The following is a 25,574-nucleotide window of genomic DNA, read 5'->3' on the forward strand; positions in this document are numbered from 1 at the left end:
GGCGTAGCTTGCTTCTGCGGTAGCAGTAGGGCTGTTCGCGCCAGCGTTGCGAAGCAATACTTCAAAGAGCAGGGAGGAGCCGCAAAGCTCGACGGGCGATGAACCCGGATGGGGGAGCCAGCAGTCGGCGCTTAATTGCACAGCCAGCCCTGGACATCAATTCTCTGGAATTGAACCGTCTAAACCCCTTTGGAGAAACGCCCCTTGCGGACCCGCATGAGGGGTGTTGTGGGGACGGGGAGGGAAAACCTCCCTGTTACCCGATTAGACTGCGGCAGATTGCTTTAAGGCATGCATGAGCATGGTGCGTTCCAAAAATCTATCGGCAAGGTAGAAGGAGTTGCAGGAGGGAACGCACCCTACAAGATCGGCGATCGCACTTATAATAGATTGACGAATCGCAGCTTTAAATGTATCGGGTTATACAGAATTCCGAACTCTCTTGACCTAACTGCCGACAGGAACCCTCATGAGACAAAACCCTATTACACTCACTCGCTCTGTATTGCTATGGACGGCACTTGGCATTATCTGCGGTTTATTTGCTGCAATGTATTGGGTAGTACTGATCCATTTGATGCGAGGATTTGAACACGTTGACGGGCTTTCTCTGCTGATTGTTATGCCAGCGGTTGGTTTACTGATTGGCTTCGTGATTCATTGGTTAGGAAATCCTGGCGAAATTGGTTTAATCATCGATAACATTCACCTAAATGGTGGGCGATTAGCCATGCGCGAGAATCCTTCTATGATTCTGTCATCGCTCATCAGCATTGCGAGTGGTGGCAGCGCAGGCCCAGAAGCTCCGATGGTGCAGGTTACAGGTTCAATAGGTACATGGTTGGCCGACCGATTTCGATTACGCGGAGACGCTCTACGAACGCTGAGCATTGCGGGTATGGCATCAGGGTTTACTGTTTTATTTGGTGCTCCGTTAGGGGGTGCATTTTTTGCTCTAGAAATTCTCCATCATCAACGTGTCGTCATGTACGCTGAAGCTATCTTGCCTGCTGTGGTAGCAAGTTGTGCAGGGTACACCATTTTTGTAGCCATTACAAAGTTGGGCATTGGCCCAATCTGGCATCTTCCTCAATACAGTGTCACAAACCTTTTTGATTTTTCCGAAGCTATTATCTATGGAATGATAGGTGCGATCGCAGGTTGGCTCTTTATTACAATATTTCGGAGTTGTGAGCGCTTATTTGGGTTACTACCCAACCGCATTTACTGGAGAACAACCGTTGCAGGGTTAGGGTTAGGGTGCTTGGCTGTTCTATTTCCCATGACTCGCTTCTTTGGCGAACATCAACTTGAAACGATTCTTGAGAAGAACTTTACGCTTTCGTTCTTGATCATTTTGGCGATCGCTAAAATGCTTGCAATTAGCCTAACGGTTACAGGGGGGTGGCGCGGAGGAATCATCATTCCCCTCTTTTTTACAGGAGCGTGTTTGGGAAAAGTGGTGTCTATGTCCCACGTTGGAGTCAATGAAACCTTAGCTATGATTTGTGTAATGGCAGCTCTCAACTCAACTGTGACAAGAACTCCAATTAGCACAACTCTGCTACTTGCTAAGTTAACAGGATTTAATACATTTACCCCTATTCTCTTTGCAAGTATAGTAGGCTTTTTTCTGGCTCCTCGATATCCCTTTATTGCCTCACAGCTAACCACTAAATGAGAAACCCTGTATAACTCTTTGGACCCATTGCAAATAATTTTTATGCCGGTCTAACGGGTCTGTTGAGCGGCTGTCATTAACTTTTGCCATAACACCGATCAACTTTGTCAGTCCGCTCCAACAGATTTGTTCTACTGCTGGCGCTTATGAGTAAAATTGCTCGTACTCGTCATGATCACCGATCCAAAACCATGTCACCGTGTCACCTTCCAAGATTCCAAGAGCACGATGGCTTCGTGTCACTCGCACAGACCAAATGCCCTCCTCGCTGTTAATGCACTTGAAATGCAACGATGGATGAAATGGGTTCTCAGCCCACAAACGGTATGCTTTTCGCGCCCCTGCCCTCACGGAACTGCTTAATTCTCGATACCTCAACCAAAAAGAAGGTAGCGTCGCAGACTTCATAGTTGCTCATAGTCCATCGGCACCGATTGCCCTGCTGCAATTTCTTGCTTCGCTTTCCGGGCTGCCGCAACTAGATTACCCTGTGTTCGTTGAAATGAGGCATCCCAACGCTTTTCATCTTCTAAATCCGCAATGTAGTCTCGGATGTGTTCTACAACTTTTTCCTGCAACTCATCGGGCAAGGATTCGACCATCTTCACGATCGTGGCAATAGCAGCAGCAGACATAGATTCCTCAAGAATAATAGTTTGCCACTTCTATTTTACAATCTGGCATTCACCAGCCATGATGAGGTTAGACCATGATCCCGGTTCTCTGGTTCTGATTCAACACTTGCTGTTCAACAACTTGAACTCAGAGGCTACCAAAACCCTTGAACGAAGCAGTAGAACAATTTATTGTACAGAGTATTTCTGTAGATCCATCCGTATTGGGTGAATCAACGAATGCTTTGCTGTGTATCCACCCCAGATAGGCTGGATCTACAGTAGAACTGCTGTGTATCTGCCTTGATTGGGGTGGATCTACAGCAAAGCTCAGCATATTTTTCATACTTCTATGTCGGGGAAATAAATTCAAGCTATTTCCGAGCCTGAGCACCATGGCCCTCAAAGACTCAATGGAACAGCCCGGAAGGCCCGATCGTTCCCCCTCGCAATGCCCTCCCAGACCCATGCGCTGCTGGCTGCAAAAGCCCGATCGTCCTCAACACCGATCGCATGCCGCCTGCAACAGCACGCCTGCATCGGGTGCGGGGAAATGGGAGCACGATCGCACTCTTCCCCACAGTCGATAGTAATGCAATGGATGACGCTGCATTCAAACTGTCAGTCAATGCATTTGAATGTGCTCTATGAACAATGCTTCAAGCATAGAGCACATTCAAATGTGCGGTTCATGCATTCGAATATGCTCTATAGACAATGCTTCGATCATCGAAAACATTCGAATGTGAAGTGCATGCATTCGAAGGCGATCGCTCGACAATCCCGCTGCAAAGCGTACAATTCATCGAGAGCATCCCAGTTTTGCAAGGTTGCCCACCCAAGGGGAAGCCGCTGCGCGTCTACATCCCCCAGCCCCTTCTCCCAAAGAGGGAGAAGGGGAGCCAGATTCAAAGTCCCTCTCTCGTTCTGGGAGAGGGATTTAGGGAGAGGGCTACAAAAGTGGGATGCACTCCAATTCATCATGGACACTTTGCCATCTCAAGGAGCAAGACTCACCCTGAAACTTGCAACACTGAAAGGCATCCACAACGATCGTTCAGGCCATTAAACAGCCAGAAATCTCTGAATCACTTCATTGCTTAGTTCACGGGTTGGGCCTGATGCTACGATGCCGCCCTTCTGCATGGCATAGTACCAGTCGGCCTGGCGGACAAAGTGAAGATGCTGTTCCACCAGTAGGACGGAGACACCCGTGGTTTCGACAATCCGCCGCACGGCAGCTTCGATCTCCAGAATGATCGAGGGCTGAATTCCTTCCGTGGGTTCATCCAGCACCAGTAAGCGGGGTTGACCCATGAGGGCGCGGGCGATCGCCAGTTGCTGCTGTTGTCCGCCGCTCAGATCACCGCCCATGCGGGATAGCATCGTCTTCAACACTGGAAACAATTCGAAGATCTCTTCCGGAATCTGCTGGGTTTTGGACCGTTTGGTCAGAGCTTCCAGGCCCAGGATCAAATTTTCCTTGACCGTGAGCCGGGGAATGACATCCCGGCCCTGGGGCACATAGCCAATTCCCAGACGCGCCCGTTGGTCAGGGGTTTTGCGATTGATCTCCTGTCCGGCCAGACAAACTGTTCCCAAGCGGGGAGAGAGCAGACCCATGACAGTCTTTAAGAGGGTCGTTTTGCCAACCCCATTGCGACCGATCAGGCAAACCATCTTGCCTGGTAGAACGTTCATGTCTACGTTCCGCAAAATATGACTTTCGCCATAATACACATTCAAATTATTGATCTGCAGGAGCGGCATCGGCGGGTCTGAGATCGCGGGGGGCATCAGGGAATCATTCACGTGAACCATAATCTTTCCTAAGAGTTATTTTCCCATTACTTTAATGACTGGCTTCGGCTTCCAATCGACTGACCGCTTCACCAGGCAAATCCAACAGGGTCAACAGGGTCTGGTAAGCAGAGGATTCTGACTCATTCACCAAAGCTCCATTGCCAGCACGGCTACTGGCACGAATCACCTGATAAGCCAGTTTCAAAACCATCTCCCGTTCCGCCACCGTCTGCAATTGTGGGACCAGATCCTCAATGGAAGCACTTTGCAGGAGATAATCCCGTAACTCATGCTGCAACTGCTCTTGCTCATCCCGATCGTGGGCAAACTGGTAACTGAGGTGCTGGAGCAGCAGGGTTTCTTCTTCAGGAGCCAGATCGCCATCCGCCCAGGCCATAGCTGCGACAATATGCAGGATCTTCATCTGCTGGGCCGAAATTGAGGATTGTTGACCCAGATATACTTCAATCACCCTGGGGTCATTCTGGACCTCATCCATACTGCCTTCACAGAGCACAGATCCCTGATGCAAGACGGTGACCTTGCGGGCAATCTGGCGAACAAATTCCATGTCATGTTCAATTACCATGATGGAATGGCTCTCCGCCAAGGCCAGCAGCAGTTCTCCCACCTGTTCAGTTTCTTCATCGGTCAGACCGGCGACTGGCTCATCCACCAGCAGGAGATCGGGAGACTGGGCCACCAGCATGCCAATTTCTAGCCGTTGTTTTTCCCCATGGGAGAGTAGCTCCGCCGGAATATCTGCCTTGAGGGATAGGCCGATCGTCTCCAACAGACCAGATACCGTGCGCCGTTCTCCAGCGGACGATCGACCGAACAGGGCGGCAAAGACGTTCTTCTCACGGGCACAGGAGAGTTCCAGGTTTTCCCGAGGCGTCAGCTTCAGATACACTCTGGGAGTCTGAAACTTGCGGCCAATCCCCATACGGGCAATCTGATGTTCCGAGTAAGCCCGCAGATTACGCCCTTTGAACAGAACCTGCCCTGTGGAGGGCTTGGTCTTGCCCGTGATTACATCCATGAAGGTGGTTTTACCAGCCCCATTCGGTCCAATCACGACGCGCAGTTCTCCCACATCCATGTTGAAACTGAGGTTATTGATGGCCTTAAAGCCATCAAAACTAACTGTCAGATTCTCGATTTCCAAGATTTTTCCGCTCATACTCCACTTCCGGATCAGTTTCAAGGCTGGGATAAGTAATCAGGGCTGGCCGACGGCCCAAGAGCGATCGCAGCAAGAGGATACCATCGGTTCGCATCCAACCCAGTAACCCACTGGGCAGTACCGTCACAACCAGCAAGAACAGGGCTCCCTGGAAAAACAGCCAGAAAGCTGGAAACTGTTCGCTCAGCAGGGTTTTAGCAAAGTTGACAACCAGGGCACCCAAAATTGCCCCCAGCAGTGAACCCCGTCCACCGACAGCGACCCAGATCACCATCTCGATCGAGAAGGCCACATCCATCGCTTTGGGGGTAATGATCCCCGATTGAACCGTGTACAGGGCTCCCGAAATTCCAGCCAGAGCTGCGGAAACGGCAAACACAAACACCTTGTACCAGGTTGGGTTATAGCCGGAGAAGCGCACCCTGGGCTCGTCATCCCGAATGGCGACCAGCATCCGGCCCATGCGTCCACTGGTGAGCCAGCGACAGAGGGCATAGGCTCCCATCAGGAAAAGAATGCTGAGGGCATAGAACATCGTCTGAATCTTCGGATCACTCACCTGGATCCCAAACAGCAGCGAAGTATCCGTCTTCAGGCCATTGGTTCCGTTAATCAGCTTCTGCTGCCCATTGAAAAAGTTGAAGAATACGATCAGAGCCGCCTGGGTCAGGATGGAGAAATAAACACCGCGAATCCGATTACGGAAAACCAGATAGCCAATCAACCCGGCCACGATCGTCGGAACCACTACGATCGCCACCAGGGTGAAAGGAAAGGAGTAAAACGGCTGCCAGAACAGGGGCAATTGATTCACTCCGTATAGGGTGAAGAACTCTGGGATCTGACCAGTCGGAAGCTGGAGTTGCAGATACATGGCCAGGGCATAGCCCCCCAGGGCGAAGAAAATGCCATGCCCCAAGCTCAGAAGCCCGGTATAGCCCCAAATCAAATCAATACCCAGAGCCACGATCGCCAGGGACATATACCGTCCCAACTGGTTGACCCGCACCGTCTGACCTATCCCATTCAAAATCGGCGGAATCACCAGTAGGAGCACCAGGGCAAGGGCAATGACAATCCCTGCTTCTAGCAGCAGATATCGCTTTTTTCGGCCCCCCAATGAGGCTGGGGCTTCGGTTTTGGGTTCTATCGTTTCTACCGTCATGAAAACCCCCTAAGCATCTACCGTGCGTCCCTTCTGCGGGAACAGACCGGCAGGGCGGAACTGAAGAAAGACCACAATCAGGGCGAAGACCAGAACCTTCGCCATACTGGAGGTGGCAAAGAAATCAAAAATAGCAGTGAGATCAGCACTGAAGCTGACCAGAGGCTTAAAGGCGTTAGAACTGATGACAAAATTAACCAGGCCAATGGCGGTAGCGGCAACGATGCTACCCACCAACTTGCCCACACCCCCCACGACGACCACCATAAATGTGTCTACGATGTAGGCCTGTCCTGTATTCGGACTGACCGAACCCAGGAGACTCACCGCACAACCCGCAATACCGGCCAGCCCTGACCCGATCGCAAAGGTGAGAGCATCTACCGTCTTGGTGGGAATCCCCAGACAGGAACTCATCTCCCGGTTCTGGGTCACAGCCCGAATTCGCAATCCCCAGGCGGTCTGGTTCAGAAACCAGTAGATACCCAGCACACAGGCGATCGTCAACACAATGATAAACAGACGGGTGTAGGGCAACTGATAGGTCCCGACAATTAACCCGCTCCGCAGCCATTTTGGAGCAGTGACATCCACCCCCTGCGTTCCAAACCAGGGCTTGGTTGCAGCCAGTTTGTAGGTCGCCCCCAGAATGTTAGAGACGGTGATAGCAATGCCTGAACTGATCACAAACATCAGGGTGGCTAACCCGTTACGCCAACGGGCCAGATCAGCCCGTCGATCGATCGCCCAAAGGGAGCCAAAAAAGAATAGACAAAACAGCACAATACCGGCAACGAGCTGCCAGCTAACGCTGCGAACAAACTGTTGCAGAATCAGACTTACCCCCCAGGTTGCCAGCAGGGTTTCCAGAGGCCGCCCATAGAGGTAGCGGACCACGCCTCGCTCCAGCAGCAACCCCAGCAGGGCAGTCACAATGAAGGCTGCGATCAATGCCAGGAAGATATACAGATCTGCGAAGGCCGTCTTCTTCAGCGCATTCTGCACCACAAAGGTTGTGTAAGCGCCCAGCATCATGAGTTCGCCATGGGCCATGTTGATGACCCCCATGAGCCCGAAGACGATCGCCAGTCCCAAGGCCGAGAGGAGTAGCACTGAGGCAATACTCAGCCCACCGAATAACGGTTCCAGAAGTCCTTCAAACAACGATTTTCTCCCTAACACAATGAATAGATTTTGGATTCTGAACCTACTCCAGGTCTGTAGCCCAAAATCCAAAATCTATCTAAAATTTGTCATTGGTCATGAGTCATTTGGACTGACTTGATCGTTGGGTTATCAATCAAGAATTCGGGTCCCAATCCTCATGCTCCAAATAACTAATGACTAATAACTAGACCTTATACTTGCCGCCTTTCTTCGAATCGGACCAGTCGCAGGCGTAGCCCTTGGTTTCAGTAACGTACTGGTTCCAGGGGATTGGCTTCACGGCTTCTTTGGTCTCAAACACCACATCGAAGAGACCATCTTCCCGCACCTGACCGATGCGGACGAACTTGGAAATATGGTGGTTAGCATTCATCGTGATTTTACCTTCCGGAGCGTCGAAGGTCTGGCCATAGGCAGCTGCTCTAACCTTTTCCAGATCATCAGCAGTGCCTGCCTTCTCAACCGCTTGTTTCCACAGGTAGACCATAATGTAAGCGGCTTCCATCGGATCGTTCACCACCCGATCAGCCCCGTACTTGGCCTTGAAAGCTTCCACGAACTTCTTACTGGCAGGAGTATTCACAGTCTGGAAGTAGTTCCAGGCTGCGTAATGGCCTTTCAGGTATTCCACCCCGATCGCCTTCACCTCTTCTTCTGCGATACTGACGGACATGGAGGGATACTTATCTGGACCCAGACCAGCACCCTGCAACTGCTTGAAGAAAGCTACGTTGCTGTCCCCGTTTAAGCTGTTGTAGATCACGCCGCCATCGGGCATGGCTGCTTTGATCTTGGAAATAATTGGGGTCACTTCGGTGTTGCCCAGGGGAATGTAGTCTTCACCCACAACCTTGCCCCCTTTCGCCGCCAGTTGGGCTTTGATGATGGTGTTGGCGGTACGGGGGAAGACATAGTCTGAACCCACGAGGAAGAAAGGCTTACCCTTGTATTTCTCCAGTAACCAATCGATCGAGGGCTCAATTTGCTGGTTGGGTGCTGCTCCCGTGTAGAAAATATTCTTGGAGCATTCCTGGCCTTCGTATTGCACCGGATACCAGAGCATGTGGTTCTTGGATTCGAAGGTCGGCAGCACAGCCTTGCGGCTGGCGGAAGTCCAGCAACCAAAGATGGTGACCACCTTGTCCTGATCGATCAGCTTCTTCGCTTTATCGTTAAAGGTGGGCCAATCGGATGCCCCGTCTTCCTTGACAAATTCGATCTGCTTGCCTAAGACACCGCCTGCTTTGTTGATTTCTTCGATCGCCAGTTCTTCAGCATCAACAACACTCTTCTCACTGATTGCCATCGTGCCACTCAGGGAGTGGAGAATACCAACCTTAATGCCGCCACCACTGGCTGCCGGAGATGCCGAGGGAGAAGTGGTTGGGGACGCCGGACTCTCGGTCGTGGTGGGAGTCGGAGGTGTGCATGCTTTCAGCAGAATGCTGGTTCCTAACGTAGCGGAGCCGTAGAGCAAAAATTTACGCCGCCCAAATTGCCTTGACATGGGGTTGTTCTCTCCTCACAAAATAAGCGATATCACTTAAGGACTACACAATAAGGTGAGGTACCTGAGATTGATATTTTGTATCCAAGATTACAAAACCCCATCTTGCTGCAAATAAATTCATTGGACAGGTAAGATTTTTACCCCTTTGTACGGATGTCAGCCCCGCAAGTAGGCTTGCAATCGGCTGTCACCTGCATTGTGCTACTGGACATTCCTGTCTAGTGAGGCCACTAGACAGGAATGGATACCACAGGTGCAGTGGTCCCCATGATTAACACACTGAGGATTGGCGATTTCTGTATATCCCTATTGCACCAGGAGTTTGCCTCTCATCCCGGCTTCCGTATGGCCCGGAATTGGGCAACGCACCTCGTACTGACCGGCCTTGAGGGGAATAAAAACCCATTCGGCGATGGCTGCAGGTTTTAGCTCCAGCTCATGGATGGCCCCCTTAACCTCCACCCGGCCTGCTTCTACTTTCTGGGTCCAGATGCCATCGGCAAAGTCTTTGGCCGTGAAGTAGTGTTTCTGAGGGCTGGGATTGCTCAGAATCAGTTTGTAGCGTTTGCCCGTCTGAAATTCCAGATAATCAGGCCCAAATTTCAACTCATTGGCCTCATTGCCCAGGCTAACTGTGACCTCGATCGGAGCCTGTTTGAGAGGATCGGCAGGAGCAGCCATGACTGGGGGGATAGCAAGACCGAGCCATATCAGCAGTCCTAACAGGACGCACAGAACTCTCACGATCGGGTGGGTTTGCATCAAGTTCTCCCTTACAGTCTTGATTGAGCAACTGATTGAAGCCGGGACAGAGGAAGACCACATGCACGAGGCAGAATTTAGGAATCAGGCATCGGCCTCTTCTCTGGCTTTATTCTCTGCCATCCCCCCTGGAGATCTCTCCTTATGTACAGAATCTCATAGAAATTGGGTTCCAAGGAGCGAACTTGCATTAAATCCCCACTTGGGAGGGGTAGCCCGCAGGGCTGGGGGAGTTCAGTGGGCCAGAAACCCTCTGCCACCTGTCTCCCGGCTTCTGACTCCCACGATATCGACCCTGGGTGCAGTCGATCGCTCCTACTTGGAAGCGGCGGATACCGGACCGGCGGTCACAATCACCAGTCGATCGGGATGAATTAACTCCTTGATCGCCTGATTCACCTGGACCGGTGTGATGGCATCCACCTTAGCCGGAAACTGGCGCAGCTCATCCAGGCTCAGCCCATAGACCTGATTCATCAGGATGACTTCCGTCAGATTATCGGGATCGGCCAGATCGACTGGGTAGCTGTTGGTGAGAGCCCGTTTGGCAGTTGTCACCTCATCCGGAGTCACACCCACGTCTCGCAACTGTTCTAGAAGTTTGACTGTGGCCACGATCGCCCGCTGGGCATCTTCTGGAGCCGTTTGCATCTGGATCAGGAAAGGCCCCTTCTGCTGACCAGCGGCAAAGAAGCTGTAGATGCCATAGGTCAAGCCCTGGCGATCGCGAATCTCCGTTCCCAACCGGCTGGATAGGGTACTCCCGCCAAGGATTTCATTCAAAACCAGAGACGGATAGTAGAGAGGATCGCGTCGGTTAATCCCCTGGTAGCCCAGGAGCGTAACCGATTGCGTTTTCCCAGGCATGTCTGGGGTTAACCGGACAGGACTCTTGGGCAGGCTCACCGAGGGATAGGTGACCGCTGGGGGAGCCCCAGCCGTTTTCCAGAGGCCCAGTTCTCGCTGCAGCAATTGCTTCACAGTCGCTGGATCAAAACTGCCCACCAGAGCGAGCACTGTAGCATCTGGCCGATAATGCTCCTGGTAGAAACGCACCATCCCATCCCGGGTAATCCCTTTCAAACTGGCTTCTGTGGGAAAGGTGTGGAACGGATGATTATTCGGATAGACCGTTTGTTGGAAGACCCGTCTGCCCAGGCGAGCCGGATTATCCAGTTCCAGCTTTAACCCGGTCAGAGCTCGCTGCCGACTCAATTCCAGTTCCTGGGCTGGGAAACTGGCATTCTGCACCACATCTGCCAGGGTACTGATTAGAATTGGCAAATCACCATCCAGGGCAATGCCACCCACGCTAACACCTTCCCGGTTGGCACTAAAGCCCAGACGGGCCCCCTGGTTTTCCAGCGTCTGCGCCAGGGTCAGGGCATCCTTCGTGCGGGTTCCATTCATCAGGTTACCCGCAGTTAAGCTGGCCAGACCGGCTGATTCGGGGGTGTCAAATTCTGCCCCAGCTCGAATATATCCGCTCAGGGTGACAGTGGGGGTGCTGCGATCGGGCAACAGTAACACCTTTAACCCGTTAGGCAAAGTAAATGACTGGGGCAGGGCCTGTGTCGATTTCACGGCGTCAGCATTGGCGGGGGGCAGGTATTTTGCCACTTCTGCCGGATCAACCGGTTGACCAGGACTGAAATTCTCCGTTATCGGAACTGCACCAGAGGACCCTACACCAGGGTTACCCGCTTGCTGCAAGGGTTCAAAATAACCCACCGTTCTCTGGATAGGTTGCAAATAAGTTTTGGCAACACGCTGCACATCAGCGCTCGTGACCTGCTTCACCGCAGCCAGAATTTTATCGGTATAGCGATAGTCACCGGTACTGATCTGGTCGTTGCCCAGTTGAAACGCCTGACTGGTGATATCCCGATTCTGGAGGATGGTAGAAGCCAGCAGTTGAGCTTTGGCTCGATTCAGTTCTGCCTCAGTGATGCCCTTTTCCTGCAGGGTTGAGATTGTCTGGAGAAAAACCTGATCAATCTTCTCTAAGGATTGCCCGCTCACAGCCGTGGCATACAGGGTATACCATCCCCCTGCAATCAGATTGGCTGTATATCCACCTGTCGCGCTGGTCAGCCCTGTTTCAATCAGAGCCTGGTACAGTCGGGAACTCCGGCCTTCCGTCAGAACCAGATCCATAACCTGAAGGGCAGGAATGTCGGGGTGGGCCACTGTTGGCAGGGGATACACCATCTGGATCAGGGGAGCACTGCCCCGTTCCCGCAGGACGATCGGCGTAGTTGGTTTCGTCTGTGCCGGAACGGTTGCCTGAGTCGAAGCCAGGTCTTTCCGCTCCCCTGGAGAACGGCCTGCAATCTGACCAAAGCTCTCTCTCACCCGCTTCAAGGTCGGTTCAGTCTGAAAATCCCCCACAATCACCAGCACGGCATTATCCGGATGATAGTAGGTGCGGTAGTAGGCGCGGACCTGCTCTACAGTAAATTGCTCCACATCGGCCTTGGTGCCCCCGATCGGTAACCCGTAGGAACTATCTGGAAAAGCAGTGCGTAACACCGTCCGGCGCAGGCGATAGTCAGGACTATTCTCATAGCCTTGCAACTCAGAAATGACGACTCGCTTTTCACTGGTCAGTTGATCGGCATCAATGATGGAATTCTGCATCCGATCGGCTTCCAGAACCAGGAGCGCGTCCAGTTTATCCCGGCGGACGGTACCAAAGTAGGCAGTCTGATCGTAACTGGTAAAGGCATTGGAGGAACTACCCAGGGCGCTGAACAAACGGCCAAACTGGATGGGACGGCTCTGGGTCCCCTTAAATAGGAGGTGTTCCAGTTGGTGTGCGATGCCGTTAATTCCAGGGGTCTCATCCCGTGAGCCGACCCGATACCAGACCTGCACGGTCACAACAGGAGCGGTATGGACTTCTTTGGTCAGGACAGTCAGCCCATTTTCCAATACCGTCTTCTTGACGCCCTGAGTCAGGGAGAGGGAACCCGGTTGTTGATCGTTGGATTGTCTGACAACGATCTCGGGGGGTTGCAAAGCCTGAGGAGTTTCGAGGCCAGTGGTCTGACTAAACCCGGCAACCGGAGAAAAAAATAGAACTGCACTCAGACCGATCGCGAATAGGAGGAAAGGTAGATGGAATCGATGACTGCGATTCAACATAAGATTTCGAGTTACTTTAGGGGTCGGTTGTTATGTAAGAGAACTGTCGGGATTGGGTTTCCAGGTAGATCAGGAGGGCATTGACATCAGCCGGGTTGACGCCGCCGATGCGGGTCGCCTGACCGATCGTCAAGGGTCTAATCTTGGAGAGCTTTTCGCGGGATTCTTTCGAGAGGGTGGTGATGGCGCTATAGTCCAGATCGGCAGGGAGGGGACGATGTTCCTGGCGGCTGATCTGGTCGATCTGATACTGCTGGCGCTGCAGGTAACCCGAGTATTTGATGTCGATCTCAGCTTCCTCTTTCTCCATGGGGTCCAGGGCAGGATTGCCCAGACCATACCGTTCCAGGTCAATGTAGTGGAACGCCGGACGACGGAGCAGATCGGCCAGGGAAATCCCGCCCTTGATCGTCTGCTGGGTTTCGACCTTAATCTGCTGTCCGATCGGGTCGTGCTCTTTGACGCGAATTTCATGCAGCCGTTCTTTTTCCGCAGCGATGTTGGCCTGTTTGCGGGTGAACAGGTTCCAACGCCGATCGTCGATCAGCCCAACTTCCCGGCCCAGGGGGGTGAGCCGCTGGTCCGCGTTGTCGGATCGTAGCAGCAACCGGTATTCCGATCGGGAGGTGAGCATGCGGTAGGGTTCCCGCAGGTCTTTGGTACAGAGGTCATCGATCAAGGTACCGATGTAGCTCTGTTCCCGGGGGAGGATGATCAGAGACTGACCCCGCACAAACCGGGCCGCATTGACGCCAGCAAGCAGTCCCTGGGCCGCCGCCTCCTCATAGCCGGTAGTACCATTGATCTGACCAGCACAGAACAGCCCTGCAATCGCCTTGGTCATCAGGGTGGGGTAGCACTGGGTGGCCGGAATGTAGTCGTACTCGACCGCATAGGCAGGCCGTAGCATGGTGCAGTTTTCCAGCCCTGGTAGAGAGCGCAGCATCTGCAGTTGCAGAGTCTCGGGCAAACCCGTGGAAAACCCCTGAATGTAAAGGTCAGGAATATCCCGGCCTTCTGGCTCAATGAAAATCTGGTGGCTCTCCTTGTCGGCAAATCGAACAATCTTGTCTTCAATACTGGGACAGTAGCGGGGGCCTCTGGCATCGACCCAACCGCCATACACAGGAGACAGGTGGAGGTTTTCCCGAATCAGGCGATGGGTTTCTGCCGTAGTCCGGGTCAGGTAACAGTTCACCTGCTCCCGCTCCACCCAGACTGTAGGGTCGAAGCTGAACCAGCGCACCTCAGTATCGGGGGGTTGGGGTTCCAGGCGAGTATAGTCCACCGATCGGCGATCGACCCGGGCAGGGGTGCCCGTCTTCAGGCGACCTGTTTCAAAGCCTAGCCGATTCAGGGTATCGGTCAGACCCACTGCTGCAAACTCCCCAGCCCGACCCGCTGCCATGGACTTATTGCCCACCCAGATGCGCCCCCCCAGGAAAGTGCCAGTGGTCAAAACCACAGCCTGACACTGGAATGCTACACCGAAGTAGGTTTGAACGCCAATCACCTCTCCATTCGGTCCCAATACCAGATCCGTCACCATGCCTTCCCGCAACACCAGGTTTTCCTGGTTCTCCACAATGCCCTTCATGACTGCGGCATATTCCCGCTTATCTGTCTGGGCTCGCAACGCCCACACCGCTGGTCCTCGGGAGGAGTTGAGTAGACGTTTTTGCAGATAGGTGCGATCGGCCATCTTGCCAATTTCACCCCCAAGAGCATCTACCTCATGCACCAGTTGGGATTTGGCCGGTGCCCCCACAGAAGGATTGCAGGGTTGCCAGGCAATTTTGTCCAGGTTGAGGGTGAGCAGGAGGGTCCGGCAACCCAATCGAGCTGCGGCTAGGGCGGCCTCACAGCCAGAATGGCCCGCACCGACCACCACCACATCGAAAGCGTCTTGAAACTCCACAGATGAATCCAGAGTCATGGTTTGTCCGCAAGGATGAGCCGTTCCATCCAATTCTAGCGGCTCCGATCGGTCGGATTGGCTCAACTGCGATTTTCTGTCCAGAGGGCTTCAGCGGTGGCTTTACTGTCTAAAGGCAGAAAGAGTTCAAAAGGGGTGCCATTGCTGTGAATCGTCAACCGCGTATATTGAAACGACAGAAAGCTCCAGACATCAATCCCAGTGACCGTTGACCAGGGCAGTAATACAGGGGTATGGGCAAAGCGGAACAGTTTAATCAGCGCAACATAAATGCCCTCGCGGGCCAGCACCACCTCCAGGCCCCCGTTGTAATTAGTCAACGGTCCAAAACTGCCACTGCACCAGTAGTACTCCTGGCCGATCGGTTTTTGATCGGTGCCATAGCGATCGGCCAGAGCCGACCAGCCAAATCTGGAGATAATCCACAGGGAGGCCAGCATCACACCTATAAAGAGGAGCAAAGAGCACACTAGTAAAAGCAGGGATAGCATAAATTTCAAAGGGACTATAGGGTTGTCAATGGCTTTGCAGCGGTAACCTTAACGATTCCCTCACAAGTTCCTCAAGTTTCCCGCTTAAGCTCCAGGTAGAGTTGAAATGCCATTAGGTGAGTCATCTCCATCTGTATCATCACCTGTGACGGGCTCAGATTAAATTTGGTATCAATATCGCCTATTAATCCTTTGCCAACCTATCGCATTCTGTAGGAGAGTTGCTCAGATTATCGCAGGAAATAAAACGCGGAGGAGAAGCCGTGTTACCGATTATCTATACTGATGAGTTTCTACTCCATGATCCTGGGAATTTTCATCCTGAATCACCGGCCCGCCTGTCAGCAATTACGACTGTGCTCAGAACGCTACCCTGGAAAGAGCACCTGGACTGGCGATCGCCGTCCAGCCCTGAGGTTAGAGGGGATATGCTGCTGCATATCATCTATCACATTCACACAGAGGGCTATGTCGAGGCTGTGAAACAGGTGGCCCATCAGGGAGGCGGCAATCTCGATCCGGATACGGTGGTTTCACCCCACACCTATGAGGTGGCGCTGCTGGCTGTGAATGCCTGGTTAGATGGGGTGGATGAGGCGCTGATCGCTGACAGACCGGTTTTTGTCCTGGCCCGTCCCCCAGGGCACCATGCCCTGCGCGATCGGGGCATGGGGTTTTGCATTTTCAACCATGAGGCGATCGCATCCCACTACGCTCTGACGCAGCCAGGCTGCCAGCGGGTGGCCATTCTGGATTGGGATGTCCATCATGGGAATGGAACGCAAACCCTGGTTCAACATCATCCCAGTATCGCCTACTGCTCGTTGCATCAATCTCCCCTGTTTCCGGGAACCGGGCGATCGAATGACCGGGGACCCTTCGGCAATGTGCTGAACATTCCGATGCTGCCTCAAAGTTCTATTGCAGACTATAAACCCGCCTTTGAGCGACAAGTGGTGCCATTTCTATCGAATTTTCAACCTGATTTGTTGATTGTGAGTGCTGGTTATGATGCCTGTACAACGGATCCCCTGGCCGATATTTGCCTGGAACCAGAGGACTTCGGGTTGTTTACCCGATATTGTTTACCCATTACTCGGCGCATTGTGTTTGGTCTGGAGGGGGGGTATGACCCACCAGCTCTAGCCCAGTCTGTTGTAGCAACGATCGAACCCTGTTTAGGCGTCATCAATGATTAATTGATGCCCTCCCCTGTTCCACCTTTAGCAGCCAAGAGGCACGTACTATGCAGACTTTCAACCCATCCAAGACTGATCCCACCTATGATATTTTGCGCTCTGAGCGCCAACCCCTCAACACCATTTTTGCGCCCCAAACAGTTGCGCTGATTGGGGCCACCGATAAACCTGGCAGTGTCGGACGCACCCTGTTGTGGAACCTGGTCAGTAATTCCTTCGGGGGCACGGTATACCCAATCAATCCCAAGCACCGGAATGTGATGGGGATTCAGGCCCATCCCAATCTGGCAGAGGTTCCGGAACAGGTTGACCTGGCGGTGATCGCAACACCAGCCCCAACTATCCCAGCCATTATTCAGGAATGTGTGGATGCTGGCGTTAAAGGGGTAGTGATTGTTTCTGCCGGATTTAAGGAAATTGGTCCAGCGGGGATTGAGCTGGAGAAAAAGATCTTCGAAACGGCCCGGGGGAAACTGCGGATTGTCGGTCCCAACTGTCTGGGGGTGATGAATCCCCATAGTGGGCTGAATGCGACATTCGCTAGTGCAATGGCCCGTCCCGGCAACGTTGGATTTATCAGTCAGAGCGGAGCCCTCTGTACTTCGATTCTGGACTGGAGCTTTCGGGAAAATGTCGGGTTCAGTGCCTTTATTTCGATCGGCTCCATGCTGGATGTGGGCTGGGGGGATCTGATCTACTATCTGGGCGATGATCCCCACACCCAGAGCATTGTGATTTACATGGAATCCGTCGGAGATGCCCGATCGTTCCTCTCGGCAGCCCGCGAAGTAGCCCTATCGAAGCCCATCATTGTCATCAAAGCAGGACGGACTGAAGCCGCCGCCAAAGCATCTGCTTCCCATACGGGAGCCCTGACCGGTCGAGATGAAGTACTGGATGCCGCTTTCCGCCGATGTGGCGTGTTACGGGTGACCAAGATCTCAGAGTTATTCAACATGGCCGAAGTTCTGGCCAAGCAGCCCCGGCCCAAAGGCCCTCGTCTGACAATTATCACCAATGCCGGGGGACCGGGGGTTCTCGCCACGGATTACCTGATCTCCACCGGTGGTGAACTGACTACGCTCTCGGAAGAAACGGTTGAGTCCCTGAACCAGACGATGCCCACTTTTTGGAGCCACAACAATCCGATCGATATTCTGGGAGATGCAGATCCGAAAAGATACACCACAGCACTGGAGATTGCTGCTAAAGACCCCAATAGTGATGGCCTGCTGGTCATTTTGACACCCCAGTCCATGACTGACCCGACCCAGACTGCGGAGCACCTGAAAGCCCATCTGGAGAGCCGACAACCGGGGATGAAAACGGGTCCGATTCTGGCCAGTTGGATGGGGGGAGCTGAAGTTCTGGCTGGGGAATCGATTCTGAACCGCGCCAGTATTCCCACCTATGCCTATCCCGATTCAGCGGCGCGGGTGTTCACCTACATGTGGCAGTACAGCTACAACCTGCGGGGCTTATACGAAACTCCTCTGATGCCAGACGGGGAGCATGAGAACCGGGCCCTGGCAGCCAGCCTGATTCAACAGGTTCGGGCATCAGGCCGCACCCTCCTGACTGAATATGAGTCCAAGCAAATTCTGGCTGCCTACGGTATTCCTGTGGTGGAAACCCGTGTTGCCACCTGTGAAGAAGACGCGGTGGAACTGGCGAATAACCTGGGCTATCCAGCGGTGCTGAAGCTCTATTCGGAAACCATTACCCACAAAACCGATGTGGGTGGCGTCCGCCTCAACCTACCAGATGCGGAAACGGTTCGGCGGGCCTATCGGGCTATTCAGACCTCGGTCAGTGAAAAGGCTGGACCGGAGCACTTTGGCGGGGTAACGGTCCAGCCCATGCTGAAACTGGAAGGGTATGAGCTGATTGTGGGTAGCTCCCTCGATCCCCAATTTGGTCCGGTGCTCCTGTTCGGAACTGGGGGACAACTGGTGGAGGTGTTCCGCGATCGGGCGATCGCGTTGCCTCCCCTAAACACCACCCTGGCCCGTCGCATGATCGAGCAGACCCAAATCCACAAAGCACTGCAGGGGGTACGGGGCAGAAATGCGGTTGACCTGGCCGCTCTAGAACAGCTCCTGGTTCGTTTCAGCCAACTGGTCGTCGAGCAACGCTGGATTAGGGAAATTGATATTAATCCTCTCTTGGCGGCTCCACTGGGTACTAGCCGCTCTCCCCTGCTAGCCCTGGATGCGCGCATTGTGCTCCATGACCCAGAGGTCCAGGAAGAGGCGCTGCCCAAACTGGCGATTCGGCCTTATCCCACCCAATATGCCGCCCCCTGGACCTTAAAGAATGGGAACCCGGTGATGATTCGTCCGATTCGTCCGGAGGATGAGCCTCTGGCCGTGCAATTCCATGAAACCCTTTCAGAGCAAAGTGTTTACCTGCGCTATTTCCACTTAATGAAATTGAGTCAGCGGACTGCCCATGAACGGATGGCTCGACTTTGCTTTATCGATTACGATCGAGAGATGGCTCTAGTAGCTGATTACAAGAATCCTGAAACTGGGAAACATGAGATCCTGGCGATCGGTCGCTTGAGTAAGCAGCATGGGGTGAGTGAGGCGGAGTTTGCCATGCTGGTCAGTGACCCATTCCAGCGGCAGGGTCTGGGAACTGAGATTCTGCGGCGTTTGTTGCAGGTAGGTCGAGCTGAAGGGCTGACACGGATTACCGCAGAGGTGCTGGCTGAAAATGTGGCCATGCAGCGGGTCTGTGAGAAGGTGGGTTTCCGCTTCCGGCGAGGAGCGGAGATTACGAAGGCGGAGATTGATTTGTAGAGGGATAAGCCGCTGAGTCGGGCAGGATGCAGAATACCCAATGCAGGGCTTGATAAACACTATCTCTCATTATCAATGCTTGCAGCTTTTTGGGTGTGTGATATTTGAGCATCTAAGCAGCGTCGCACAATCTCATCTATATCCAAACCAACAATGCCTTGCTCTTGTAACAATGGGTTGCTAGAGCTAGCAAAGGTAACTACGGATTTTCCTGCCGAAATCAGGCTTTGGGCAAAAGCTAGGGTTTTGCTGTTGGGGGAGGCGTAGGCAATAAAGATGGTGTGAGCGATCGTCCCAATCATTTCATTCCTTTTGCCCGCCAGTTCAGCCGTTACGCGGGGATAGCTTGCACTAAAGGGCGAAATTAAAAGTAAACGATTTTCGCCAATTGCCTGTTTTTGCTCCGGTGAGAGGCGGATTTTGGAAATGCTACGGGCAGGGCAGTGGATGATAGGTTGGGTGCTACGCAGCATTATTTTGAGGCAGTCTTGTTCGATGGGGGTGTGTAAACCGCTGATGACGGGAATTTCTGCATCTCGCAAGCTCTGAGCAAGGTCATAGGCTTTGAGGATAAGGTCACCAGGACATTGCTTGGAGCAGAAGAGAGCGATGGGGTTTTGGGAGAGCAAATCAAGATTACCGATCGCATTCAGAATTGGTGGCGTTTTGAAAGCAACACAGGTTTTGAGTGGAGCAGGATAGGCTAGATGATCGGGGGCGATCGTTTGCAGAGTTAGAGCGGCATCATGCATGAGAAACTTGCTATTCGTCAACTCACTGCAAAACCATCATATTGGCGCATGAAGGGTGAGTGATAAGCCAAGACAATATCTTCTCTAGGGATTCCTCGTTCCAATAGCTCGTTGGCGACACCCACTTCTGTGCCATCATACTGAATCCAGACTTTGTTGTTTTTCAGATCGATGTGAATTAGAACGCCGTAAACACGACTTTTTTGGAGCCAGCCCGTTCGCAAGACCTGGTAGCGATCGCGTTCTTGATCGAATAAAACTTCCATTTCAATTTCACCATAGGCAGGTTTAATTTTGCTATGGGCAAGTAGGGTTTCCTGAATGATTTGGCGGTACTGAATTACTTTATCCATTGAATGATCCTCCTGTCTTCTACGTCATAGACAACTAAGTAAAGTTGATATTCCACAACTCCTTCTTGAATGAATCTAAGGCGAAAAAATTCTTCGTAGGTTTGGCTGGGAACTGCTAGATAGAGTATTCTGGCTGGTTCTTGAGATCGCAATGCCCGACGATAATTGAGGTACTGTCCGACAGCCATATGAAATTCAGAGATGGCTGAGGGATTGGTAAAGCTTTTTACCTCTACAGCGATTTTTTCGGTACCCCGTTCGGCGGCAAGTAGGCGTTCAGCGCCCAAGTCAATTTGCATTTGGACATCGCCGTAGGCTACGGGAAAGGGATCGTGGGTAATTTGCCAGCCCTCAATCAGGAGAGCTTCTTTAACCACATCATGGAAAAGATCTTTTGCCATCAGTCATCACCTCCTGAATCTCTGCCCATGCGGTATTTGATGTCGTAGTTGATGATGAAGTCGAGTGCTTCGTCGGTGAAGCCGTAGTGTTGGGCAAGGACGCGATCACGAAATACCTGCCAACCGACCCATTTCGACGCTGACGGCATCAAAGCGGTTATCGCTAGGATGATAGGCTAAAAGTTCCATGCCAATGGGTTCGCCTGTCGTTCCATCTTTGATTAGGATGACTCCATCACCTAGCTCTGTGGCAATTTGATTTTTGCGGGGAGGTTGCCAGAAAACGGTTAACAACTCCATTTCGGGTTCGTAGTAGATTTTTACTTGTGCCATAAGGTTTCTCCTTCTTTGATTGCATCGGTTTGGTAAGCGGTAATCAGAAATCCATCTCCGTTTAATCGGCGGGCAACAGCAACGACCCATCGCTTTTCTTTCAAAGTTAGGTAAAACAGCAACAGGTTTGGATCTCGGCTACTGCGACGAATTTCATCGGGACTGTTCAGCGCTTGTCTGACTTCGGCTTCGAGATCGGCAATGTCTGGATGTTTGACGATTAGCTTTTGCCAATATTCTTCTGAGGTGCGGACGGTGAAGTTTAGGGGGGTGAGAATTTCAAATTTACTCATCAATCATCACCCCCGGAGTCTCTGCCCATGCGGTATTTGATGTCGTAGTTGATGATGAAGTCGAGTTCTTCGTCGGTGAAGCCGTAGTGTTGGGCAAGGACGCGATCGATTTCGTCAATGATGGGTTTTGATTGAGATGCGGAAAACTCTTCGTACTCAATTAAATCACCATCTTTTGTTTTGATGGTTTTATTCTCAGCATTTACCTTCAGGTCTTCCATTAATTGCTGGTTCAGATTTACTAACTTCTGATCATGAACAAGATTATCCGTAATTGGAAATCCTGAAGCTAGCTTATCGCTCAAATGGAAACAATCTCCATAAGCGATGAAGTAAGCATAGAACAAACTGCTGTTTAACAGGGCACAAGCAATATTTGCAACTGCTTCTGATTCAAAATATAAGTAACGTCCATGAGCAGGCGCACCAACCACTCCATTTTTTGCATAGTGGGGAAGTCGGGTCGTGATTTTAGCCCAGTATTGAGTCGCTTCTTGATAGAAAATAAAATCGTCTGATTCTTGTTTAGCTGTTAAATTTCCAACTGTGCCCTTACTATTAGCTGTGATCTTACTAAAAAGAGTTTCCTGTAGGCGATTTGCGTATTTGGGAAATTGGTCAGCATAAATTAGCCTTCCTAAAATTTCGGCATATTCTATTTGATAAAACAGATAATCTCTAACTTGTGATGCCCATCGCTGATAGCGGCTAACAATTAATTTTGCAGAGTTAGATGATTTCCTCGTTTGAGCAATAAAGATGCTACTCCTACAATGCTCTAAATCCTTAAACAATTTGCCTGGTCGGTCATCAAAGGGAATGGTAAGGAGATACTGAGAATGCTGACGCAGCATATCTCTTAATATGACCATTCGAGATGAACTTACCAAAAGTAACTGAACAATAAAACTAGCCCAACCCAATTGAGCAGAGAGTTGTAAAATTCTCTCAGTACATAGCGCATACAGATTTCCACATTTCTCTGAACGGAAATTTAGAAGCGTATACTGAGATTTTTTGACTGCGGCATATTCTTTCCAGGGTGGATTGCCAATAATCACATCAACGCCACCGAGATCGACGATGCTATAAAACTCTACAAACCAATGAAACGGTTGATGGCTGTCGCGCCATTTTTCAAAGGCAGTGGGTTTACTCACATCAATGCCGTATTCGCTGGCAAGGTAGTGATTCAGTTCCTCATTCAGTTCTGCTAAGCGTCGCCGCAGTTCTTTCTTAGCGGTGCGAAAATCCCCCACATCCATGCCAAATTCCGTTTGCATTTGCCGGAACCGTTGAAAGGCACGGTCTGCCAGTTCCGCTTTTTCGTTAATGCGGCTGGCATCGTCTTGCAGGTCTAGCTTCAGTTGGTCACCGTCTTGTTTTATCGCTTTGCGGACTTCCTCTAAACTGGCAAACCCCACCAGGGTATTCCCGGCGCGAATGTTGAAGTCAATATCCGGCAAGGGTTCCAGCCCAAAGTTTTCCTTCTTCGGTTGCGGTTCCATCTGTGCCACCAGCTTCAAAAATAGCCGTAGCTTACAGATTTCCGTCGCTTCCTCCATGATGTCTACGCCATAGAGGTTGTTCAGCATGATCGACTTCAGCACAAAATAGCGGGGGTTGGGATGCTTCGCCATCTCCGCCAACACCTTGCGGAAGTATTCGTAGCGGGGTTTGCCCTCACTGCCCCTCACCCTAAATCCCTCTCCCACAAGGGGAGAGGGACTTTGAGCTTCCGGTTCCCCTTCTCCCCTCTTGGGAGAAGGGGTTAGGGGATGAGGGCGAAAGGCTGCACGAATTATTTCAAGAACCCCATTCAGGTCAGTTTCAACTTGCTGACTAGAAACTCTGACAAACCTTAGCTCTAAGGATTCCAGCAGCTCTTGACGCTGTTGGTCATATTCTTGCTGAGTTTCATGTACAGCCCCATCTACTTCCACGATTAACCGCTCGGCACCGCAGAAAAAGTCTACGATGAAGGCTCCGATCGGTTGCTGTCGTTTGAATTTACGCCCGTCTAATTTGCGTCCTCGTAAGGCTTGCCAAAGAATGGCCTCGCTTGGGGTGGGTTGCTTGCGAAATTCGCGGGCAACTTCGGTCATGCGTTGACGAAGGGCAAGGGAAATTTCCCAATAGTCGGGATCAGTCTCTTGCCTGGAATTGGCCTCACTGCCCCTCACCTTAAATCCCTCTCCCACAAGGGGAGAGGGACTTTGAGCTTCCGGTTCCCCTTCTCCCAAGAGGGGAGAAGGGGTTAGGGGATGAGGGCACAATCGCGCATCGTCCTCATCGACAAACCCCTGCATCCGCTCCAAACAAGCGGTATACAGCGGTTCCAAAATATTCAATGCCGCGAACAAAAACGCCCCCGATCCGCAGGTGGGGTCAAGCACCGAGACTTGTTCAATGGCTTGATACAACGCCTTCAGCAAATCCGAGCTTTCGCAACTGGTGATCACATCCTGGGTAAATTGGCGAATATCCAGGTTGTAAGTAATCAGGTCATTAATCTGGGTGACTTCTCCTGCTGCCAGCTTTTGCCGAAGTTCCATGCAGCGTTTGCGTCGCGCCACATGCTCCCGCCAGGTTTCTGTGGGCAGGGCAAACCCTTCAGCGGCAGGCTTATTCCAACCGCCCCGTTGCGACACATCATTGATGCCAGCGGCAATCTCAGTCGGGAGTTCAAGATCTACCCCATGACGAACCGCCGGATAGATGTAATGGTCAGGATTTTCTTGCAGGAGTTGCCAGATAGAACCCTCACCCCCAGCCCCTCTCCCAGGTAGGGAGAGGGGAGCCGAACCGTCTTGTTCCCCTTCTCCCAAAAGGGGAGAAGGGGTTAGGGGATGAGGGGGCTTAAACGCTGCGGGACAACGCTTTTTCGCCGCATCAAACAAAAAGGGAAGAATCGTATTTTTGCTAATGTATTCGGTGATGTCTTCCTTGGTGTAGTACGCCCCCATTTGCTTCTGGTTGATGTACTTCTCAAAGATGTAGCCCAACACATCAGGGTTGATTTCGTTTTGGTTACGGAGGGGTCGGTCGTCTAAGTGCCAGTCGTACTCATCAAAAAAGTTAAACACTTGCTCAAACGCTGCATCGGGAATTTGCAGGGTGCGATCGTACTTTTCCTCCAACTGATGCACCTCAAACAAGCCGCCATTCAGATAGGGAATTTTGCCCAGCAATTTATCTAATTCAGGATTGCGATCGGGCTTGCCTAACCCCTCATGAAACAGCTTCAGCAAAAACTGTCGATAAAAGGAATGAAACGTATCCGTCCCCCATTCTGCCTGACACCGCTTAAGCCGATTTCGCAGATAATTGATATCGCCATCCAGAAAGTTTTTCTTTTGGATGAAGTAGACAAACATCAAACGGTTCAGCATCAACGACGCATACCAGGTGCGATCGAATTCTGACTGAATGCCTTGAATAAATTTAAGAAATTGCCCGTGTTCTTTTTCAAATCGGGTAAAGAATTTCTTAGTAACTTTTTCAACATCAAAGGCTTTTTTGACCCTTTGGGCAACTTCAACCAGGGTTAGCTTTTCCTCTTCGGCAAAAGCGATCGCCAATGCCTCTAACTTCTGCAACAACCGCTCGGCAGACTGCCCCACTTGATATTGCTCAAATCTGGGTGCCAACGGTTTCCCCGGCTCCTGTCGCACCCACATCCAGGTTTGTTGGGTTTTGCCCTTGTCTGCAAACATCAATAGGTGCGATTTGCTGTAGTCCGTCAATTGGCGATCGAGCTTCACCCGAATCGGGCGGGCTGGAATTTCTGGGGTGATGCACTTGAATACAGTGAAGCCGCGTTTTTGAGCAATAGACACCACATCAAAGGGTTCGCCATCCACCTCAAAGGGTAGAGTAACGCGATCGACCGTATCCCAGCCCAGTTCTTCAATGAACAGAGACTCAAAATCAAACTTCTGGAGATACGTTTGGGCGCGGTTACGGTGAAGAGGCAT

At 51.8% G+C, this 25,574-nt stretch carries 20 protein-coding genes; 4 read left to right on the forward strand and 16 right to left on the reverse strand.

The window, feature by feature from the left end; all coding sequences use genetic code 11:
- The first annotated feature begins 469 nt into the window (after positions 1-469).
- Positions 470-1,681, forward strand: coding sequence for a chloride channel protein (locus BST81_RS24880; RefSeq protein ID WP_075601216.1), 1,212 nt, complete (start codon positions 470-472; stop codon positions 1,679-1,681).
- 404 nt (positions 1,682-2,085) lie between these two features.
- Here BST81_RS24880 and BST81_RS24890 read toward each other — a convergent pair whose 3' ends face one another.
- Positions 2,086-2,316 (reverse strand): hypothetical protein, encoded by a 231-nt coding sequence (locus BST81_RS24890; protein ID WP_075601218.1) that lies wholly within the window; start codon positions 2,314-2,316, stop codon positions 2,086-2,088.
- 374 nt (positions 2,317-2,690) lie between these two features.
- On the opposite strand from BST81_RS24890, the gene BST81_RS27775 reads away from it, so the two are divergent.
- Positions 2,691-2,885, forward strand: a complete 195-nt coding sequence (locus BST81_RS27775) for a hypothetical protein (protein ID WP_143780492.1) — start codon at positions 2,691-2,693, stop codon at positions 2,883-2,885.
- A 475-nt stretch (positions 2,886-3,360) separates the two neighbouring features.
- Here BST81_RS27775 and urtE read toward each other — a convergent pair whose 3' ends face one another.
- The 9 genes from urtE to BST81_RS24940 form a co-directional block, all read right to left on the reverse strand.
- Positions 3,361-4,116, reverse strand: a complete 756-nt coding sequence (gene urtE / locus BST81_RS24900; RefSeq protein ID WP_075601220.1) for an urea ABC transporter ATP-binding subunit UrtE — start codon at positions 4,114-4,116, stop codon at positions 3,361-3,363.
- Positions 4,117-4,147: 31 nt separating this feature from the next.
- A complete protein-coding gene (urtD, locus tag BST81_RS24905; protein WP_075601221.1) occupies positions 4,148-5,281 on the reverse strand; it encodes an urea ABC transporter ATP-binding protein UrtD in 1,134 nt (377 codons plus the stop codon).
- Positions 5,241-6,449, reverse strand: coding sequence for an urea ABC transporter permease subunit UrtC (urtC, locus tag BST81_RS24910; RefSeq protein WP_075601222.1), 1,209 nt, complete (start codon positions 6,447-6,449; stop codon positions 5,241-5,243). The genes urtD and urtC overlap by 41 nt, the downstream gene beginning before the upstream one ends.
- 9 nt (positions 6,450-6,458) lie before the next feature.
- Positions 6,459-7,613 carry an urea ABC transporter permease subunit UrtB gene (gene urtB / locus BST81_RS24915; protein WP_075601223.1) on the reverse strand — a complete coding sequence of 385 codons (1,155 nt, stop codon included), beginning with the start codon at positions 7,611-7,613 and terminating at the stop codon, positions 6,459-6,461.
- Between the two features lie 187 nt (positions 7,614-7,800).
- Positions 7,801-9,123 (reverse strand): urea ABC transporter substrate-binding protein, encoded by a 1,323-nt coding sequence (urtA, locus tag BST81_RS24920; RefSeq protein WP_075601224.1) that lies wholly within the window; start codon positions 9,121-9,123, stop codon positions 7,801-7,803.
- Positions 9,124-9,432: 309 nt separating this feature from the next.
- Positions 9,433-9,888, reverse strand: coding sequence for a plastocyanin/azurin family copper-binding protein (locus BST81_RS24925; protein WP_083637078.1), 456 nt, complete (start codon positions 9,886-9,888; stop codon positions 9,433-9,435).
- Between the two features lie 315 nt (positions 9,889-10,203).
- On the reverse strand, positions 10,204-13,035 hold the full coding sequence (locus BST81_RS24930; protein WP_075601225.1) for a pitrilysin family protein: 2,832 nt from the start codon (positions 13,033-13,035) through the stop codon (positions 10,204-10,206).
- 16 nt (positions 13,036-13,051) lie between these two features.
- Complete coding sequence (gene mnmG / locus BST81_RS24935; protein WP_075601226.1) at positions 13,052-14,971, reverse strand: tRNA uridine-5-carboxymethylaminomethyl(34) synthesis enzyme MnmG; 1,920 nt, start codon at positions 14,969-14,971, stop codon at positions 13,052-13,054.
- Between the two features lie 62 nt (positions 14,972-15,033).
- A complete protein-coding gene (locus BST81_RS24940; RefSeq protein ID WP_171974848.1) occupies positions 15,034-15,414 on the reverse strand; it encodes a hypothetical protein in 381 nt (126 codons plus the stop codon).
- 311 nt (positions 15,415-15,725) lie between these two features.
- Between BST81_RS24940 and BST81_RS24945 the strand changes: the two genes are divergently transcribed.
- Together BST81_RS24945 and BST81_RS24950 are read left to right on the forward strand one after the other, a co-directional pair.
- Complete coding sequence (locus BST81_RS24945; RefSeq protein ID WP_075601228.1) at positions 15,726-16,661, forward strand: histone deacetylase; 936 nt, start codon at positions 15,726-15,728, stop codon at positions 16,659-16,661.
- A gap of 47 nt (positions 16,662-16,708) precedes the next feature.
- A complete protein-coding gene (locus tag BST81_RS24950; RefSeq protein WP_075601229.1) occupies positions 16,709-19,465 on the forward strand; it encodes a bifunctional acetate--CoA ligase family protein/GNAT family N-acetyltransferase in 2,757 nt (918 codons plus the stop codon).
- Between the two features lie 59 nt (positions 19,466-19,524).
- Here BST81_RS24950 and BST81_RS24955 read toward each other — a convergent pair whose 3' ends face one another.
- The 6 genes from BST81_RS24955 to BST81_RS29015 form a co-directional block, all read right to left on the reverse strand.
- Positions 19,525-20,217 (reverse strand): DNA-processing protein DprA, encoded by a 693-nt coding sequence (locus tag BST81_RS24955; protein ID WP_075601230.1) that lies wholly within the window; start codon positions 20,215-20,217, stop codon positions 19,525-19,527.
- A gap of 17 nt (positions 20,218-20,234) precedes the next feature.
- Positions 20,235-20,570, reverse strand: a complete 336-nt coding sequence (locus BST81_RS24960) for a XisI protein (RefSeq protein ID WP_075601231.1) — start codon at positions 20,568-20,570, stop codon at positions 20,235-20,237.
- A complete protein-coding gene (locus tag BST81_RS24965) occupies positions 20,558-20,971 on the reverse strand; it encodes an element excision factor XisH family protein (RefSeq protein ID WP_216351454.1) in 414 nt (137 codons plus the stop codon). Before BST81_RS24965 ends, BST81_RS24960 begins: the two co-directional genes overlap by 13 nt.
- A gap of 105 nt (positions 20,972-21,076) precedes the next feature.
- Entirely contained in the window at positions 21,077-21,304 is a 228-nt protein-coding gene (locus BST81_RS24970; protein WP_075601233.1) for a hypothetical protein, read from the reverse strand.
- Positions 21,292-21,597, reverse strand: a complete 306-nt coding sequence (locus BST81_RS24975; protein WP_075601234.1) for a hypothetical protein — start codon at positions 21,595-21,597, stop codon at positions 21,292-21,294. Before BST81_RS24975 ends, BST81_RS24970 begins: the two co-directional genes overlap by 13 nt.
- Entirely contained in the window at positions 21,597-25,574 is a 3,978-nt protein-coding gene (locus BST81_RS29015) for a DUF559 domain-containing protein (protein ID WP_253188484.1), read from the reverse strand. The genes BST81_RS24975 and BST81_RS29015 overlap by 1 nt, the downstream gene beginning before the upstream one ends.

Source organism: Leptolyngbya sp. 'hensonii' (assembly GCF_001939115.1).
GTDB lineage: Bacteria > Cyanobacteriota > Cyanobacteriia.

Excerpts from the sequence above, each read along its gene's own strand:
- BST81_RS24880 (WP_075601216.1), top strand. The coding sequence starts at position 470 with ATGAGACAAAACCCTATTACACTCACTCGCTCTGTATTGCTATGGACG.
- BST81_RS24890 (WP_075601218.1), bottom strand. The coding sequence starts at position 2,316 with ATGTCTGCTGCTGCTATTGCCACGATCGTGAAGATGGTCGAATCCTTG.
- BST81_RS27775 (WP_143780492.1), top strand. The coding sequence starts at position 2,691 with ATGGCCCTCAAAGACTCAATGGAACAGCCCGGAAGGCCCGATCGTTCC.
- urtE (WP_075601220.1), bottom strand. The coding sequence starts at position 4,116 with ATGGTTCACGTGAATGATTCCCTGATGCCCCCCGCGATCTCAGACCCG.
- urtD (WP_075601221.1), bottom strand. The coding sequence starts at position 5,281 with ATGAGCGGAAAAATCTTGGAAATCGAGAATCTGACAGTTAGTTTTGAT.
- urtC (WP_075601222.1), bottom strand. The coding sequence starts at position 6,449 with ATGACGGTAGAAACGATAGAACCCAAAACCGAAGCCCCAGCCTCATTG.
- urtA (WP_075601224.1), bottom strand. The coding sequence starts at position 9,123 with ATGTCAAGGCAATTTGGGCGGCGTAAATTTTTGCTCTACGGCTCCGCT.
- BST81_RS24925 (WP_083637078.1), bottom strand. The coding sequence starts at position 9,888 with ATGCAAACCCACCCGATCGTGAGAGTTCTGTGCGTCCTGTTAGGACTG.
- BST81_RS24930 (WP_075601225.1), bottom strand. The coding sequence starts at position 13,035 with ATGTTGAATCGCAGTCATCGATTCCATCTACCTTTCCTCCTATTCGCG.
- mnmG (WP_075601226.1), bottom strand. The coding sequence starts at position 14,971 with ATGACTCTGGATTCATCTGTGGAGTTTCAAGACGCTTTCGATGTGGTG.
- BST81_RS24950 (WP_075601229.1), top strand. The coding sequence starts at position 16,709 with ATGCAGACTTTCAACCCATCCAAGACTGATCCCACCTATGATATTTTG.
- BST81_RS24955 (WP_075601230.1), bottom strand. The coding sequence starts at position 20,217 with ATGCATGATGCCGCTCTAACTCTGCAAACGATCGCCCCCGATCATCTA.
- BST81_RS24960 (WP_075601231.1), bottom strand. The coding sequence starts at position 20,570 with ATGGATAAAGTAATTCAGTACCGCCAAATCATTCAGGAAACCCTACTT.
- BST81_RS24965 (WP_216351454.1), bottom strand. The coding sequence starts at position 20,971 with ATGGCAAAAGATCTTTTCCATGATGTGGTTAAAGAAGCTCTCCTGATT.
- BST81_RS24970 (WP_075601233.1), bottom strand. The coding sequence starts at position 21,304 with ATGGCACAAGTAAAAATCTACTACGAACCCGAAATGGAGTTGTTAACC.
- BST81_RS24975 (WP_075601234.1), bottom strand. The coding sequence starts at position 21,597 with ATGAGTAAATTTGAAATTCTCACCCCCCTAAACTTCACCGTCCGCACC.
- BST81_RS29015 (WP_253188484.1), bottom strand. The coding sequence starts at position 25,574 with ATGCCTCTTCACCGTAACCGCGCCCAAACGTATCTCCAGAAGTTTGAT.